General features: G+C 44.8%; 18 protein-coding genes and 1 tRNA gene. 16 read left to right on the top strand and 3 right to left on the bottom strand.

Annotated features, from left to right (window positions below):
* Together J7M13_05730 and J7M13_05735 are read left to right on the top strand one after the other, a co-directional pair.
* The coding region (locus tag J7M13_05730) for an adenosylhomocysteinase (protein MCD6363478.1) at positions 1-995 on the top strand (995 nt) is incomplete at its 5' end.
* Positions 996-998: 3 nt separating this feature from the next.
* Positions 999-1,670: a DUF554 domain-containing protein gene (locus J7M13_05735; protein MCD6363479.1), complete on the top strand. Its 672-nt coding sequence runs from the start codon at positions 999-1,001 to the stop codon at positions 1,668-1,670.
* Here J7M13_05735 and J7M13_05740 read toward each other — a convergent pair.
* A complete protein-coding gene (locus J7M13_05740) occupies positions 1,647-2,588 on the bottom strand; it encodes a polysaccharide deacetylase family protein (protein MCD6363480.1) in 942 nt (313 codons plus the stop codon). The genes J7M13_05735 and J7M13_05740 overlap by 24 nt on opposite strands.
* 185 nt (positions 2,589-2,773) lie before the next feature.
* Between J7M13_05740 and dctP the strand changes: the two genes are divergently transcribed.
* From dctP to J7M13_05755, 3 genes are read left to right on the top strand one after another with little or no spacing between them, the layout of a single operon-like run.
* Entirely contained in the window at positions 2,774-3,802 is a 1,029-nt protein-coding gene (dctP, locus tag J7M13_05745) for a TRAP transporter substrate-binding protein DctP (GenBank protein ID MCD6363481.1), read from the top strand.
* A gap of 7 nt (positions 3,803-3,809) precedes the next feature.
* Positions 3,810-4,328 (top strand): TRAP transporter small permease subunit, encoded by a 519-nt coding sequence (locus J7M13_05750; protein MCD6363482.1) that lies wholly within the window; start codon positions 3,810-3,812, stop codon positions 4,326-4,328.
* Positions 4,321-5,658 carry a TRAP transporter large permease subunit gene (locus J7M13_05755; protein MCD6363483.1) on the top strand — a complete coding sequence of 446 codons (1,338 nt, stop codon included), beginning with the start codon at positions 4,321-4,323 and terminating at the stop codon, positions 5,656-5,658. The genes J7M13_05750 and J7M13_05755 overlap by 8 nt, the downstream gene beginning before the upstream one ends.
* 69 nt (positions 5,659-5,727) lie before the next feature.
* Here J7M13_05755 and J7M13_05760 read toward each other — a convergent pair.
* Positions 5,728-5,819, bottom strand: a tRNA-Ser gene (locus J7M13_05760).
* Positions 5,820-5,897: 78 nt separating this feature from the next.
* Here J7M13_05760 and J7M13_05765 point away from each other — a divergent pair.
* Positions 5,898-7,106 (top strand): PLP-dependent aminotransferase family protein, encoded by a 1,209-nt coding sequence (locus J7M13_05765; protein ID MCD6363484.1) that lies wholly within the window; start codon positions 5,898-5,900, stop codon positions 7,104-7,106.
* Here the strand turns inward: J7M13_05765 and J7M13_05770 are convergent.
* Positions 7,084-7,698, bottom strand: a complete 615-nt coding sequence (locus tag J7M13_05770) for a hypothetical protein (GenBank protein MCD6363485.1) — start codon at positions 7,696-7,698, stop codon at positions 7,084-7,086. The two genes, J7M13_05765 and J7M13_05770, sit on opposite strands and share 23 nt — an antisense overlap.
* A 110-nt stretch (positions 7,699-7,808) precedes the next feature.
* Here J7M13_05770 and J7M13_05775 point away from each other — a divergent pair, with 110 nt between their 5' ends.
* From J7M13_05775 to J7M13_05820, 10 genes are all read left to right on the top strand, one after another.
* Complete coding sequence (locus J7M13_05775) at positions 7,809-8,864, top strand: bis-aminopropyl spermidine synthase family protein (GenBank protein MCD6363486.1); 1,056 nt, start codon at positions 7,809-7,811, stop codon at positions 8,862-8,864.
* 18 nt (positions 8,865-8,882) lie between these two features.
* Complete coding sequence (gene dnaK, locus J7M13_05780) at positions 8,883-10,595, top strand: molecular chaperone DnaK (GenBank protein ID MCD6363487.1); 1,713 nt, start codon at positions 8,883-8,885, stop codon at positions 10,593-10,595.
* On the top strand, positions 10,595-11,365 hold the full coding sequence (locus tag J7M13_05785; protein ID MCD6363488.1) for a HEAT repeat domain-containing protein: 771 nt from the start codon (positions 10,595-10,597) through the stop codon (positions 11,363-11,365). Before dnaK ends, J7M13_05785 begins: the two co-directional genes overlap by 1 nt.
* Positions 11,365-11,703 carry a histidine triad nucleotide-binding protein gene (locus J7M13_05790; GenBank protein ID MCD6363489.1) on the top strand — a complete coding sequence of 113 codons (339 nt, stop codon included), beginning with the start codon at positions 11,365-11,367 and terminating at the stop codon, positions 11,701-11,703. The genes J7M13_05785 and J7M13_05790 overlap by 1 nt, the downstream gene beginning before the upstream one ends.
* A gap of 28 nt (positions 11,704-11,731) precedes the next feature.
* Positions 11,732-11,902: a 30S ribosomal protein S21 gene (locus J7M13_05795; GenBank protein MCD6363490.1), complete on the top strand. Its 171-nt coding sequence runs from the start codon at positions 11,732-11,734 to the stop codon at positions 11,900-11,902.
* 93 nt (positions 11,903-11,995) lie between these two features.
* Positions 11,996-12,478, top strand: a complete 483-nt coding sequence (locus J7M13_05800) for a DUF523 domain-containing protein (GenBank protein ID MCD6363491.1) — start codon at positions 11,996-11,998, stop codon at positions 12,476-12,478.
* Positions 12,479-12,582: 104 nt separating this feature from the next.
* Positions 12,583-13,092: an Hsp20/alpha crystallin family protein gene (locus J7M13_05805; protein ID MCD6363492.1), complete on the top strand. Its 510-nt coding sequence runs from the start codon at positions 12,583-12,585 to the stop codon at positions 13,090-13,092.
* A 92-nt stretch (positions 13,093-13,184) separates the two neighbouring features.
* Positions 13,185-14,573, top strand: a complete 1,389-nt coding sequence (locus J7M13_05810) for a DegQ family serine endoprotease (GenBank protein MCD6363493.1) — start codon at positions 13,185-13,187, stop codon at positions 14,571-14,573.
* Between the two features lie 145 nt (positions 14,574-14,718).
* Positions 14,719-15,144 carry a hypothetical protein gene (locus J7M13_05815; protein MCD6363494.1) on the top strand — a complete coding sequence of 142 codons (426 nt, stop codon included), beginning with the start codon at positions 14,719-14,721 and terminating at the stop codon, positions 15,142-15,144.
* Positions 15,141-15,751: hypothetical protein (locus tag J7M13_05820; protein ID MCD6363495.1), on the top strand; the 611-nt coding region annotated here is incomplete at its 3' end. The genes J7M13_05815 and J7M13_05820, both read left to right, overlap by 4 nt.

Genomic DNA, 15,751 nt, shown 5'->3' on the forward strand with positions numbered 1-15,751 from the left:
TGGTTTCTATTTATGGTATACCCGTATTTGCGGTCAAGGGAGAGGATAAGGATAGATACTATTCTCATATAAAAGCGGTATTATCTAAGGAACCTCACATAACGATGGATGATGGAGCGGATTTGATTTCAACACTTCATAAGGAGAATCTCCCCTCCATAAGGAATGTCATAGGAGGCACGGAGGAAACAACAACAGGTGTTATAAGGCTGAGGGCTATGGCAGACAGCGGCGTTTTAAGGTATCCGGTTATAGCGGTAAACGAGGCTTTAACCAAGCATATGTTTGACAATAGATATGGTACCGGGAGAAGCACAATAGACGGTATAATGAGAGCAACGAATAAGCTTCTTGCGGATTCCGTTTTCGTCGTTGCGGGATATGGATGGTGCGGTAAGGGAGTTGCCATGAGAGCTCGTGGTATGGGGGCTCATGTTATAGTTACGGAGGTTGATCCGCTAAAGGCTATAGAGGCATGGATGGATGGCTATTCGGTTATGAAGATGGAAGAGGCGGCTAAGGTAGGCGATATATTTTGCACCGTTACCGGTGATATAAACGTTATAAGGGAAGAGCACTTTAAAGTCATGAAGGATGGGGCTATACTTTGCAACGCCGGTCACTTCAATGTGGAGATAGATATTCCCGCGCTTGAGCGAATGGCAGTTTCTAAGAGAAAGGTGAGAGAGCTTGTTGATGAATATGAGATGCCGGATGGAAGAAGAATATATCTGCTTGCTGAGGGACGTCTTATAAATCTCTCAGCTGCTGAGGGGCATCCTGCATCTGTTATGGATATGAGCTTTGCCAATCAAGCTCTCTCGGCAGAATATCTTGTCAAGCATGGAAAGGAACTGCAGAATAAGGTATATGCGGTTCCAGAGGAGATAGATAGAGAAGTTGCCCATCTTAAGCTTCACGCTCTCGGCATAGAAATAGATGAGTTAACGCCTGAGCAGAGGAAGTATCTTTCCTCTTGGGAGGAGGGAACATAAAGCTTGGTAGGAACGATAGTTAATACTGGTGCAGTTATAGCTGGGAGCTTGATAGGTTTGACGGTCAGAAAGGGAATGCCTGATAGGGTGAGAAGGGCTATGCTTCAGGCGCTGGGGCTTTCTACTCTTCTTATAGGAATGAAAATGGGTTTTGAGGGAAAGGAGCTACTTGTTGTTATCCTTTCCCTCGTTGTTGGGGGAGCACTGGGTACATGGTGGAGTCTTGAATACAAAATAGAGGGAATAGGAAGGTTCTTTGAGAAAAAGCTCAAGCGAGAGGATATAGTGAAGGGGTGGCTAACCGCGACTATGATCTTTTGTGTAGGACCTATGACTGTGCTTGGGTGCTTTCAAGATGGCTTGATGGGCAAACCGGATCTCCTATTCTTAAAATCTCTGCTTGACTTTGTTACCTCTGCTATGCTTGCATCTGCTCTCGGCTTTGGGGTATTGCTTTCCGCCGTTTCAGTTCTCGTCATACAGGGGACTCTTACTCTTCTTGCGTCTCAGCTTTATTTTCTCAAGGAATCTTTTATTCTCGGGAACTTTACGGCAACGGGGGGATTGATGGTTCTCGCCATAGGGCTACGTCTCCTGGAGATAAAAGACATAAAGGTGGGTGATTTTCTACCTGCTCTTATCGTTTCTCCTTTAATAAGTGCTTTTTGGAAGTGAAAGTATATTGCCTATGAAAATCTTCTTAAGCTCCCTTCTTAATATTGAGTAGCGAATATAAAGCGAAAGCTTTCTTTTTCTTCTCTCCCAGAATTTTTTTTCCTCTGGGGAAGAAGACTTTCTCTCAAATGTCCTTATTCGTGATAACGCTATTCTGAACTTGGAGCGATCATCAAGGGATGAAATGGCTTCTTTCAAAAGGAAAAACCCATCCTTGATAAATTTTCCTTCTCCTATAAGATTTAGGAGAAATTTCTGTTTCTTTCCGATCCTTATCTTTTCTACATTAGGGATTCCGGTTTTCAGAATTTCTCTTGAGAGCGGTTCAATTTTGAAGTTCATGGCTTTAAGAATTTTAAGTAATGTTGGTAAAGCTTTAAGAGCGCTGGGACAGGAGTGCATCAGTACGATGCTTCTGTCCCAGCTTAGCATCAGGGTCTTCAAGATGATGGAGAGCTCTCCCTTCCCTTCGTAGTCTCCCGTATTTACATCCCAGAAAATGGGTTTGAAACCAAGTTCTCGGAAAACAATCTCTTTTTCTTTCGAAATTCTCCCTCCTGGTGGTCTAAAAATCTTTGGGAAATACCCGAGTACATCTCCAAGTATTATCTCCCCCTTGATAAGATCTTCCAAGGCCTCATGCAGGTTTTCGTGGGGGAATCTGTTATGATGATAGGTATGGTTTCCTATAGTGTGCCCCCTTTGAGCTAAATCTTTTACTATATTTTGGTGTGCTAAGATCTTTTCCCCGACGAAGAAGAAAGTTCCCCTCCCAGAATTTTTTTCTAACTCCTCCGCTATTTTTTCCGTATAGGGGATGAGCGGTCCGTCGTCAAAGGTCAGGTAAATTGTTTTCTCCTTGATGATCGGTATAAAAATTAGCACTAAGCATATTAAATATGGGAGTGTCTTTTTCATGTTTTATATTATAACACTCTTGAGGTTGAGGGAGTTTATTGTTATTATAGAGAAAAAAAGATAAAAGATATTCCTTTTCGGCTCGCAGGATGTCCCGACGGAAAGGAGGTGAGAGGTGTAAGGGGAGGATTCCTGCGTAGCTCAATAAGAACGCAAGGGAGGGATGCTCTGTGAGAAAAGCCGCGTTGATTTCGGGTCTTGGGGTATTGGTTCTCGTTATTTTCGTTCTCGCGGGCGCTTCTGTATCATTTGCGGCGAAGGCGATTATATGGAAGTCCTCGGGTCACGGTCCTGCTGCAGATCCTTCTCAGATTTTCCACGATAAGGTATGTGAAGCTATAACGAAGGCAAGCGGAGGGCGTTTAGTTGTGAAGCATTTCGTTGGTGGATCCATAGTTCCTGCTACCAAGGAGCTTGATGCTGTGGATCAAGGGGTGCTTCAGATGGCGTATACATGTCCCATGTATAACTTAGATAAGTGGAAGGCTGCGGGGTTAATAAGCTCGAGGCCTGGTGGACTCCCTGGAGAGGCTTTAAGAACATGGTTTGATTACGGCGGCGGTGCTGAGCTCATGAACAAGATGATGAAGGGATACAATATATTGACCTTCCCGGGTGCTCTCGCTCCGCTACCACCGGAAGTATTCCTCCACTCTAAGGTGCCTATCAAGACGGTTAAGGATCTTAAAGGTCTTAAGATCCGCGCTGCTGGTGACGGTGGAGAAATCTTAGCGAGATTAGGTGCGAACGTTGTTTTTCTTCCAGGAGGAGAGCTTTACGAAGCTATGCAAAGAGGAACGATTGACGCGTTTGAGTACTCCACCTTGGCAACGAACTGGACGATGCATTTCAATGAGATAGCAAAGTATGTTATCCTTTCTCCTGTGCGTGCGCCAAGCGATCCTCAGGTTTTCTTCGTGAATAAGCAGGCGTGGGAAAAGCTTCCTCCGGAGCTCAAGCGTCTCGTTCAGGATATCATAGGGAAGTGGACGCAGGCACAGCACGAGTATCTGGTTTACAAATCTATAGAGGCTTTGCAGAAGTTCAAGAAGTCTGGTTGCGTAGTTTATAAACTTCCGAAAGAAGTTGAAGATGCCATCTTGAAGGAAGCTCAGAAGTTTTACGCCGAGAAGGCTAAGCAGTATGGAGGCATATACGCGGAGATACTCGAATCGATGAATAATTACTGGAAGGCATACTCGACCACTCAGTAAGTAGATTATGGCGGTCTTAAGGAAGGTTTTAAGAACCATTGATTATATAAGCGAATGCTCCGGTAGATGGGCGAAGTGGTTTGCATGGGTTCTTGTTCTGGTTGGGTCTTACGACACTATAATGAGGCATTTTTTAAACGCGCCTCCTATCTGGGCTTACGATACGTTGTGCATGGCTGGAGGAGCCCTTTACACGCTTGGCTGGTCTTACGATCTTCTTCATGACGCGCATACAAGGGTAGATGTGTTTTACAGAAAGCTTTCTCCGAGAAGGAAGGCGATAGTGGATGCAGTGCTATCTCTATTTCTTTTCTTCCCACTGATGATAGGTCTCGCTATAACCTCTACTTCTTGGGCTATAAGAGCTTGGAGAATACACGAAACGATGATTTCCACCTTTTGGTATCCTCCTGCTGCGCCATATAGGACATTGTTTGCGGTGGGAATTTATCTTCTTCTTCTGCAAGGGATAGCCAAATTTATACGGGATGTTTACCTCGCTATAAGGGGTGAAAAAGTTGATTGAAATGAGCGCTGAATTAGCCACTTTATTGATGTTTGGAGCTTTATTATCACTTGTACTTACGGGCTTTCCTATTGCTTTCGTTATAGGAAGCTTAGGACTTATATTCGGCTTTCTTCTCTTCGGTCCTGATGTGACGATGCACATACTCTACACACGACTATACGCTATGACTTTGAATTATCCCTATCTTGCAGTTCCTCTCTTTACTTTCATGGGGGTGATTTTACAGTACTCTGGAATAACCGAAGATCTTTATAAAGAGCTTTATGAGGCTTTAAGCGGGTTAAGAGGAGGACTTGCGATAGTCACCATCGTTTTCGGGACAATCCTCGCAGCGTGCTTAGGGGTTATTACCGCTTCCGTTACGATACTCTCTTTGATTGCTCTCAGCCCCATGGTAAAAAGAGGGTATGATAAGTCCCTCGCAGCGGGGACGGTAGTTGCAAGTGGGACGCTTGGGATTTTGATACCGCCGAGTATTATGCTGGTTGTATATGGACCGCAGGCAGGTCTCTCTATAGGGAAGATGTTTATGGCTGCTTTCATTCCCGGTCTGATATTGTCGGCTTCGTATATCACATATGTAGCGATAAAAACTTATCTGCGTCCGGAATTAGGTCCGCCGATCCCTCCTGAAGAGAGAACGCCTATGTCCCCCGGAGAGAGGGCGTGGAGGCTTACCAAGGCCATGCTTCCAACGGTATTGCTAATTCTCTCCGTGCTCGGAACCATCTTTTTTGGAGTGGCTCCTCCTACTGAGGCAGCTGCGATGGGAAGCCTCGCTGCCGTTATTCTTACCATGGCTTATAGGAAATTTAACTGGGATCTCGTTAAGCAGGCTGGTATTCAAACGCTGAGAGTTAGCGCATTTGTGGTGCTTATAGCAGGTGCTTGCTATGCGTTCGTAGGGGTATTTATGAACGCGGGTGGTGGTGATGTCGTAGCAAGACTCATAATGTCGGTGCCGGGGGGAAGATGGGGAGCTTTCTTCGTAATCATGCTTATAGTGTTCTTGCTTGGTATGTTCATAGAGTGGATTGGAATAGTATTCATCATCGTGCCGATTTTCACGCCTATCATATCCGCTTTGGGTTTCGATCCCTTATGGGCTGGAATGATGATCTGTATAAACTTACAGATGGCTTTTCAGACGCCACCAATGGCGATGTCTATCTTTGTGCTTAAGGGAACTGCTCCACCTGAACTCGGCATCAGCATGAGCGATATTATAAGAGGGGTTATACCCTTTATCCTGATAATAATGGGATGTTTGGTTCTTTTCAGTATCTTCCCTCAACTGATACTGTGGCTACCGAGTCATATGAGGTAAAAAACTTCTAAGATGGAGAAAGGGAGGAGCTTCTTCAAGAAGCTCCTCCCTTTTTACCTTTCTAAGCTATGGCGGAGAGGGTGGGACTCGAACCCACATCGCCCTTGCGAGGGCTTACCGGATTTCAAGTCCGGCTCCTTAGCCAATTCGGACACCTCTCCACCCTATACTAAATTATACCAGATAAGTGTGATATAATAAAGACGGATTTAAAAATTTAAAAGGCGGGAGGGAAGAAAATGAACTGGAGTGCTAAGCTGTCCACGATAGGTAAGGGACTCAGGCCGTCCCCTATACGAGAACTCCTTTCCATAGCCAAGAGGCCTGGTGTTATCTCGCTCGCAGGGGGGCTTCCAGCACCTGAGATATTTCCTGGAGATAAGTTCGCTGAGATTGCTCCCATGGTAGATGAGTATGCTAATACGGCATTGCAGTATGGGAGAACGGAGGGACTTGATGATCTCAGAACCTTTCTCGTAGATTGGTTCAATAAGAGGCACGGTCTGGGCATAGATGTTGATAACATTGTGATAGTAAACGGCTCTCAACAGGCAATGGATGTAATAGGTAAGGTCTTTCTGGATCACGGAGATTTGGTTTTCGTTGAGGCTCCTACCTATGTTGGTACCATCGTTGCCTTAAGAAACTGTGGCGCTCAGTTTTTCGGAATTCCCATGGACGAGGAAGGGCTTATCGTTGATGCCCTTGAAGAAGAGATAAAGAGGAGACAGAAGGAGAGCCTGCCTATGCCTAAGTTCGTTTACGTTATTCCTAACTTTCAGAATCCGTCGGGCAGGGTTATGTCCCTTGATAGAAGGAAGAAGCTTTATGAGCTTGCTGAAAAATACGATCTTATCATAGTTGAAGATGATGCTTATGGGGAGATCTATTTTGATGAGAAACCCCCGGTTCTGATAAAGAGTATGGATTCCTCGGGCAGGGTTATATATTGCGGAACCTTCTCAAAGATACTTGCTCCGGGAACGAGGGTAGGTTGGATAATAGCAGATAGGGAGATAATCAGAAAGTTCGTTTATGCTAAGCAAGGAATGGATCTATCAACCAGCATATTGGCTCAGTTTTTCATAGCTGAATTCTGTAAGAGAGGCTGGCTTGAACCACAGATAGAGCTTATAAGAAAGTATTATAAGGAGAAAAGAGACATTATGGCAGAAGCTCTGAAAGAATATCTGCCTGATAATGCTGAGTTTGTAAAGCCTGGAGGTGGCTTCTTCTATTGGGTTAGGGTCGAAGGCATCAATACTACTGAGATGTTTAAAACAGCTGTAGAGAAATATAATGTAGCTTATGTTATGGGAAGTGCGTTTTACCCTGATGGTGATAGACATGATGAAATGAGAGTGAACTTTACCTATCCATCTAAGGAAAATCTTAAAGAAGGGGCGAAAAGGCTGAGCGAAGCCATTAAGGAATTTTCAGGAGATTAAGAGAGAAACGCAGGTTATCAAAGTGCACTATTGAGAAGTTGTCCCAGAAAACGCAGGTTCCCAAGAGGATAAACTCCCCCTTCCCATGTTTACGATAGGCCCCAAGCGCTTGGGAGGGGGGAGTTGATGTCTTCTCACTATATATAAAGACAATCGCATCTTTATCTGCTGTCTTTATAGGAGCACAGCACGGTAAAACTATCTTGCTAACATTCTGAGAAAATCGGTCTATCTTCGTGGTTGTTATAAGAAGGGGGTCGCCGTTTAAACAATTCTTTTCGTCTTTTACGCTTGAGGGGAGCATTTTTATGCCAAAGGGTTCAGCAAGCTCGTTCAGGAGAGAGGCTACACCATCTTCATCCATATAGTATCCCAGTGCTATTACTCTCTTTCCGCTTTCAACAAACGATACTACGCTTTCTATTTCCTTTGAACTGAATGGCTTCTCGGGATAGTTAAATACCATTACGTCGCAGTCCCACCCCTCCTCGATCGAGTTTAATAGCTTATAATTTACTTTGCTTTTGAGTATTGAGAAATAATAGTGATCCTCAATGGTAAACTCCTGGTGTGAAACGCTCCAGCCTATCAAGAACATTCACCCCCCTTTAGCCTTTGCCAGGTCATATTATACCATCTTCTCAAAATGAGGATAGTATAGTAAAATCTATCTGTGTTGATTAAAAGATATTAGGGGAGGGATTGAGATTGATTGAAAGACTTGCTTTTGAAGTAAAGAGGGAGACCAACATACCGATTTTCGCGAGGGATGTGGAAAGGGTTTTATCAGTACTGATGGTAAACGGTGATTTCTGGGAGATAGTTAGATATTCGATGGTTCCCCTCCCAGCGGTTGCTTCCTTGATAAAGCTCCTTAATAGAGAAGGCTGGGTAGCGTATGAGGGGGAAAACATAGTATTAACTGAAAAGGGTAAAAAGGAGAGCGAGGCGCTCGGTATAGCGCCTTATAGGTCCCACAAGTGTGATAAGTGCTTTGGGAGAACCGTTCTTCTTAACGAGTTTGAGGAAGTCTATCGTGAATTCCTGAAGATTCAGGAAGAAAGGCCCTCAGCGCTTCATCGCTACGATCAGGGGTATGTCACGCCTGAGACCACACTGGCGAGGGTGGTTTTTGCTGATTCAAGAGGGGACCTTAGAAATAGGGAGATAATCGTTCTTGGAGATGACGATCTCGTTGGAATAGCGCTTGCTCTAACGGGACTACCCAAGAGGGTTGTCGTAATTGATATAGATAGAAGAATACTCGACTTTGAGAAAAAGGTAAAGGAGGAGAAAAGCCTCGATCTGCTCGAGGTCATGAGGGTAGATCTGCGTGAGCCACTTTCGGAAGATCTTCTTGGTAAGTTCGATGTCTTCTTTACCGATCCCACGGAGACGCTTGCGGGATTCAGAGCCTTTGCCTGCCGTGGCGTGGCTACCCTTAAAGGGCCCGGGTGTGCTGGATATGTGGGGCTTACCCATATAGAGACCTCTTTGACCAAGTGGAGGGAGATACAGCGCTTCATAGTCGAGACTGGGCTTGTTATAACTGACATAATAAACGAGTTTAACGAGTATATAAACTGGCCCTACTTTAAAGACATGCGTGGTTGGGAGCTTAATCCGGTTAAAAACATGCCTAAGGGGATTTGGTATGTGTCTGCGCTTTATAGATTAGAAACTTTAGAGGGATTTCAGAGATGGAATGAGCCCCTTCCGGAGGATATATATGAGGATGAGGAAAGCTCAACTGTTTAGAGAGGTGATTTTTAAAACTTGAGCAGGATTGTTGGGATTGATCTTGGAACTACCTATTCAGCCATTGCCGTTATGGAGGGAGACAAACCGGAGATAATTCCTAATAGAAGGGGGAAAAGGGTAACTCCTTCGGTTGTTGCTTTTTCTAAAAATGGTGAGATTCTCGTGGGGGAACCCGCTAAAAATCAGGCTATATTGAATCCTGAAAGAACGATTCTTTCAATAAAGAGGCGTATGGGAACTGATTATGTCTTAGAGATTGATGGTGTAGCTTATAGACCTCAGGATATTTCTGCGCTCATATTGAAGAAGCTCAAAGAGGATGCAGAGGAGTTTTTGAATGACAGCGTTGAGGAGGCGGTAATCACCGTCCCTGCCTACTTTAGTGATGCTCAGCGTCAGGCAACTAAGGAAGCGGGTGAGATAGCAGGGCTCAAGGTTTTGAGAATAATAAACGAACCTACTGCTGCTGCTTTGGCTTATGGCTTGGGAAGGGAAAGCGGTGATAGAGAAAAAAAGGTTCTTGTCTTTGATCTTGGTGGCGGGACCTTTGATGTCTCCATTCTCGAGATAGCGGAAGGTGTTTTCGAGGTTAAAGCTACCTCGGGGATAAATCGTCTCGGTGGGGATGACTTTGATGAGAGAATAATGGGCTATCTTATAGACAGGTTTAAAGAGGAAACGGGCATAGATCTCTCAGAAGATAGAATGGCTCTTCAAAAGCTTAAGGAGGAATCGGAGAAGGCGAAGATAGAGCTGTCCGAAGTTTATGAGACCGAGATAAACATTCCATTTATTGCAGCTGATGAAAATGGGCCCAAGCACCTCCAAATTTCTTTAACGAGAGATCTATTTGAGGAGCTTGTCAAAGATCTCGTTGACAAGCTTGAGGGTCCCGTGCTTCAGGCTCTCGAGGATGCAGGGCTTTCGCCGGGTGAGATAGATGACGTTCTTCTGGTTGGGGGGTCAACTCGAATTCCTCTTGTTCAAAGGAAGATAAGAGAGATAGTAGGTAAAGATCCCTTACGAGGGGTAAATCCAGACGAGTGCGTAGCTCTTGGCGCGGCGATACAGGCTGCCATGGTTAAGGGAGAGGTAAAGGGCATAGTGCTTGTAGATGTTACGCCTCTTTCGCTTGGTGTTGAAACGGTGGGGGGGATCTTCACGAAAATTATAGAGAGAAATACCCCCATCCCGACCTCTGCTTCCAGAATATTCACGACAATAGCGGATAATCAAACCACCGTTGAAATTCACGTTCTTCAAGGAGAGCGCCCGCTCGCCAAAGATAATATATCCTTAGGGAAGTTTCAGCTTACTGGCATAAGACCTGCTCCGAGGGGAGTTCCAAGAATAGAAGTGACTTTTTCTATAGATGTCAATGGAATAGTTCATGTCAGGGCTCGAGACCTTGATACTGGAAAGGAACAAAAAGTTGAGATAAAGGGTGCTAAAGCTCTCTCAGAGAAGGAAATAGAGCGCCTTTTAAGAGAGGCGGAGAAGGAAAGGGAAAAGGACGAAAGGAAGCTAAAGGAGCGTGATTTGAGAAATAGAATAGAGAATATGATCTATCTTCTTAAAAGGAAGGTAGGCTCTCTTGAGAAAGAAGAAGCTGAAAGAGTGAATGAAACTCTTAAGGAGGTTAAAAAGAGAGTCGAATCTGCTTCTCTTGAAGAGCTTGAGGATCTTTCAAAGCTTCTTGAGGATTTAAATAGGGAGCTGATCGAATAGTGCAGATTGAAGACTTAACTCCTTACTATAAGGCACTTGGCTTGCGCGTAGGTGCTTCGCTTGATGAAGTAAAAAGAGCCTTTAGAAGGCTCGCTCTGAGATATCATCCGGATATAGCTGGTGAGGAATTACATGAGAAGTATGAGGAGATTGTGAAAGCCTATCACTTTCTAACTCGAAAGGTTTCTCTGAGGAGACCCAAGGTTGAAAAAAACGAGAAAAAGAAAAAGCTATCAAGACAGGCTAAGGAAATATTGTGTAGACTGGAAAAACGGGTAAAGCGGAGGGAGTGGAGGATTCCCTTAAGCTTGCTTTTAGATAGGTTAAAAAGCGATAATATATACTTAAGAAGGGAAGTTGCCAAGCACCTTTCAATGAGAGATGAGGAGAAGGCCTTAGAGGCGCTGGTTGACCTTCTTAAGGATGATGATAACGAAATAGTAAAAATTTCTCTTAGAGCCCTTGAAAAAGCGCGCTTTAAGCCTGCTTTAAGTAGAGTAAGGGATCTCATTGTCGATGGGAAAGGTCCTGAAATTCGATGGATGGCGGTTGAAGCTCTGGTTAGAATAGGAGGTGAGGAGGTCCTAAATCTGCTTCTTCCTTTACTCAAACATCCGGTGACGGAGGTGAGGTTAGTCGCGGTAAGGGCATTAGGTCTTCTTGGGGATAGAAGAGCTGCTTGCTCGCTTACTTCTCTACTTTATGTGGAGCAAGATGCTCAAGTGAGAACTTGGATCAAGAGAATTCTTGAAAACTGGCGACTTAAGTAATGAGGGATTGCGTATTTTGCAGGATTATAAGGGGGGAGCTTCCCAGCGAAAAGCTTTATGAGGATGGTAAGGTTGTGGTCATAAAGGATATCAATCCGCAAGCCCCTTTTCACGCTCTTGTTATACCGAAGGAGCATGTTGAAAATGTTCTTGAGGTTGAGGATGGAGCTCTCTTTTCCCACATATTCAGGGTTATAAGGCTTGTGGTGGAAAGGTATGGTCTCGCTGAAAAAGGCTTTAGGATAGTTAATAATTGTGGCTATGAAGGAGGGCAAACGGTATATCATCTTCACTTCCATATACTTGGAGGACGTCTTATGGGATGGCCCCCTGGGTAGAGGGTACTATTGAAGGGAGGGTAAATTTATGGCTGCGGAGATAGTGGTCGGCAAGAACGAGACGATAGACGATGCTCTGCGTCGCTTCAAGAAAAAGTGCCAGCGTTCTGGCATTATATCTGAGATGAAGAGACGCTCGTTCTACGAGAAGCCGAGTGAGCGCCGTAAGCGCCGTTCGTCTCGCCGCAGGAAAAAGTAGTTAAAGCTACATGCGGATGGAAGGGAATCCCCCGCAATCGGAGAAGGTTGCGGGGGATTTTAAATTTTTCTTTTTCTTAAAGAGGTGATGTGTTTGATAGGAGTAAGCGCTTGTCTTCTTGGAATACCATGTAGATATGATGGGAAGTCAAAGGTTGAAAGAAGCGTGCTACAGCTTTTTCTCAGAGGTATCGAGCTCTTTCCGGTGTGTCCCGAAAGCTGGGGAGGTCTTTCTTCCCCGCGTCCACCTGCTGAGATAGTAGGTGGGGATGGAAAAGCTGTATGGAGGGGAAATGCAAGAGTTTTAGACAGGACGGGGAAGGACCTAACAGCGTTTTTTATAAGAGGAGCTCAGCGGGTGCTTAAAGTATCAAGGGCTTTGCATGTGAGTGGCTTTATTTTGAAGGAAAGAAGCCCCTCATGTGGGGTAAATTTTATATACGATGGAACGTTTAGTGGAAAAGTAAAGAGGGGTTCTGGAGTTTTAGCATATATATTGAGAGAGAATGGTTATAAAGTGATAAGCGAGTTAGAGATAAATCGTATATGTGAAATTTTAGGAGATATTTATGTGTAATCCTGAATAATCCCGATTTATAGGCTTTGACAATAGCTTCATTGGTCAATACTATTTAAATGGAAAGTCAGGAAAGGTCAAAAACCTTGGGAGGTGATGGAGTTATGAGGAGAAGGTGGGTTCCCGCAAGGAGGGAAGAGGGAGGCTTTGCTTCCTTGGATAGGATTCATGAGGAACTCGACAGGTGGTTTAACGATATAATGGGGAGCTTCCTTGGAAGCTGGGGTAGGTATACTCCGAGGGGAATGGACATTTCCTCTTGGGGACCGCGTATCGATCTCTATGATCAGGGCAACGAGCTTGTTCTTAAGGCGGAAATCCCTGGTGTCGATCCCAAGGATCTGGATATAAGGGTTCTGCCTGACAGCGTCGTTCTGAGAGGTGAGATTCGCAGAGATGAGGAGATAAAGGACGAGAACTACTATAGGTGTGAGCGTGTTTATGGAAGCTTCGCGAGAACTATCCCCTTGCCGGTTGAGGTTAATCCGTCGGAAGCGAAGGCATCTTACAAGAATGGAATTTTGAAACTCGTCCTGCCAAAGGCTGAGCCGCAGGAAGAGGAAGGCGTTAGAATAGAGGTTGAGAAGGAAGATGAGGAAAAGAGGACAGACTAAAAAGCAGTGGCTCTGAAAGTGAATGAAATAGAGGGAGCACCGAATGAAAGGTGCTCCCTCTATAAATTTTAATTTAGAAAGGGGGAGTTTCTATGCGTAAGCTAAGTTTGATTTGTGCAGTGCTCAGTCTGATCATAATAGGGAGTATGCTGGCGCCATCCGTTTTTGCCTTATCTGCCCCACAAAACATGGGTAACATGAACATCGTCAAAATTGTGAAGAAAGCAGGTCCTGCGGTGGTCAATATTGATACCGTGACCATGGTCAAGCAACCGCTTCTACCGTTTTTCGATGATCCCTTCTTAAGAAAGTTTTTTGGGGAGGAGTATGAGAGGTTCACGAGGATAATCCCCATGAGGGGTAAGGGATCGGGGTTTATAATTTCCTCGGATGGGTATATCCTTACAAACTACCATGTTATAAAGAATGCGGATAAGATTATCGTTACCCTTTCGAATGACAAGAGATTTAACGCTAAGGTTGTTGGGGCTGATCCTACCGTTGATGTTGCTGTAATAAAGATAAACGCGAAAAATCTCCCGACTCTTCCGCTCGGGGATTCTGATAAAGTTGAGGTTGGAGAGTGGATTGTCGCTATCGGAAATCCCTTTGGACTTTCGCATACCGTTACGGTAGGCGTTATAAGCGCCAAAGGAAGAACCATAAGAGCTGGTAAGGAGAGCTTTGAGAACTTTCTCCAGACAGATGCAGCCATAAATCCGGGAAATAGTGGGGGACCACTCTTGAATCTCAAGGGTGAGGTTGTAGGAATAAATACTGCTATAGTTCCATATGCGCAGGGGATAGGTTTTGCCATTCCTATAAACACCGCGAAGCAAATACTTAACGATCTTATAAGGTATGGAAGAGTGAAGAGAGGATGGCTTGGTGTTTACATCCAAGCTATGAATCCATCTCTGGCAGGAGCGTTTGGATTGAAGAAACCTAAGGGTGTAATCGTGGCGGATATCGTGCATGGAAGCCCCGCAGATAAGGCTGGTTTAAGAAGAGGCGACGTTATCCTTGCGGTTAACGGAAAGCCGGTTAACTCCCCTGCGGAGCTTCAAATAGCCATAAGGAGCCATAAAGCTGGCGAAAAGGTTAAGCTTAAGGTTTGGAGAAGGAAAGAGACGATCACGATATTCGTAAAACTTGGTGAGCTTCCTCAGGAGGAAATTTCATCGATAAAGCCGAGGATAGACATTGGCATAAGGGTTTCAAATATTACTCCGGATCTTGCTCACAAATATAGGTTGACCGAAGCAAGCGGAGTTGTCATCACCTATGTGGAACCCAATAGTCCTGCTGATATGGCAGGCTTGCAGGTGGGAGATGTCATAAAGCAGCTTAACGGACATGAGATAAGGAATATGAGGGACTGGAACAGGGCTCTCTCTGGCGTTAAAAGAGGTCAAACTCTCGTTTTCCTGATCTCTCGAGGAGGTAGAACCTTCTTTGTTTCTATAAGCGTAGAGAAATAAGTGATATGGGAGGGGGCTCCATTTCGCAAGATGGAGCCCTTCTTTATTTTAGAGGAGGGGATTGTTATGTCTGAGGGTAAGCCTCCAATTGCGGATGCCTTTCTTCAAGGGGGAACTTTTCAGTCCATACCGCAGGATGCCATATTTGCTAACGCAAAAAAAAGCGCTTGAAACGGCGAGGCGTGCTCTGAACTTCCTCTCTTCTGGCGGAGCATGGATCAGCAGAGGGCCTGCTGGAGAGGTTATAATAAAGGCAGCCCTGGTTTACGATCGCATTGTAGTTGGTGCCCTTGAGTTCAGCCCGATTGATGGGGAGTTACTCCCCAGAGGCTATCATCCGAGAGTTCTTGATGTAAAGGTTTCTCTTGAAGAAATAGAGAAAAAGGCGGAAGATATAGTTAAGGATCTTGAGGTTTTTGGGGGAGCTGAGTATCGTGAGCCTGAGTTATCTTGGGTCGTCCCCTTGGTGTACGATGGGAAGTTGGTTTCTCACATAAAGGTCTATTATGACGGAGTTCACGTGGTTCCCGATTATCCCCTGATGCAGGAGATGATGGTTAACAAAGCATGAGCGATTCTAAGTTCCCGATTATAACCGATCTTGGTGAGATACCTGAATTTATCCCTCAGGAGACCATACTGGGTTCCTTAAAGAAAGCTCTATCTATAGCAAAGGAGGTTAGAAATTTCCTCTCGATTGGAAAGACGTGGGTGGCTAAGTGCCCTTCAGGGGAGGCAGTTATAAAGGTTGCTTTAGTTTATGAGGGTTATATTGTTTCCACCCTTGAGTTTAGCCCCCTTGATGGAAGCGTCTTACCTAAGGGCTATCATCCAAGAACCTCAACGGTTGAGGTTTCCTTAAGAAAGGTAAAGAAGAACGCTAAGGAAGTCCTTAAAAATCTTGAGATTCTGGAAGGAGCTGAGTATCGTGAGCCTGAGCTATGCTGGATCGTTCCCTTAATGTATGATAGTAAGATTGTGGCTCATCTGAAAATATATTATGATGGTTCAGGAGTTCTTCTTGACTTTCCAGCCACGCAGGAATCTGCTGCTTACACCTTTGGAAAGGTGGCCCGGCTCGTGACTCACGAGTGGCTTTTTGCCTTAAGCTTAATTGGTCTTATAATTTCATCTTTATGGCTCAGGCGACTTCCCACTTACTCCTTTTCAGAGATAAA

This window comes from Synergistota bacterium (genome assembly GCA_021159885.1).
Lineage (GTDB): Bacteria > Synergistota > GBS-1 > GBS-1 > GBS-1 > AUK310.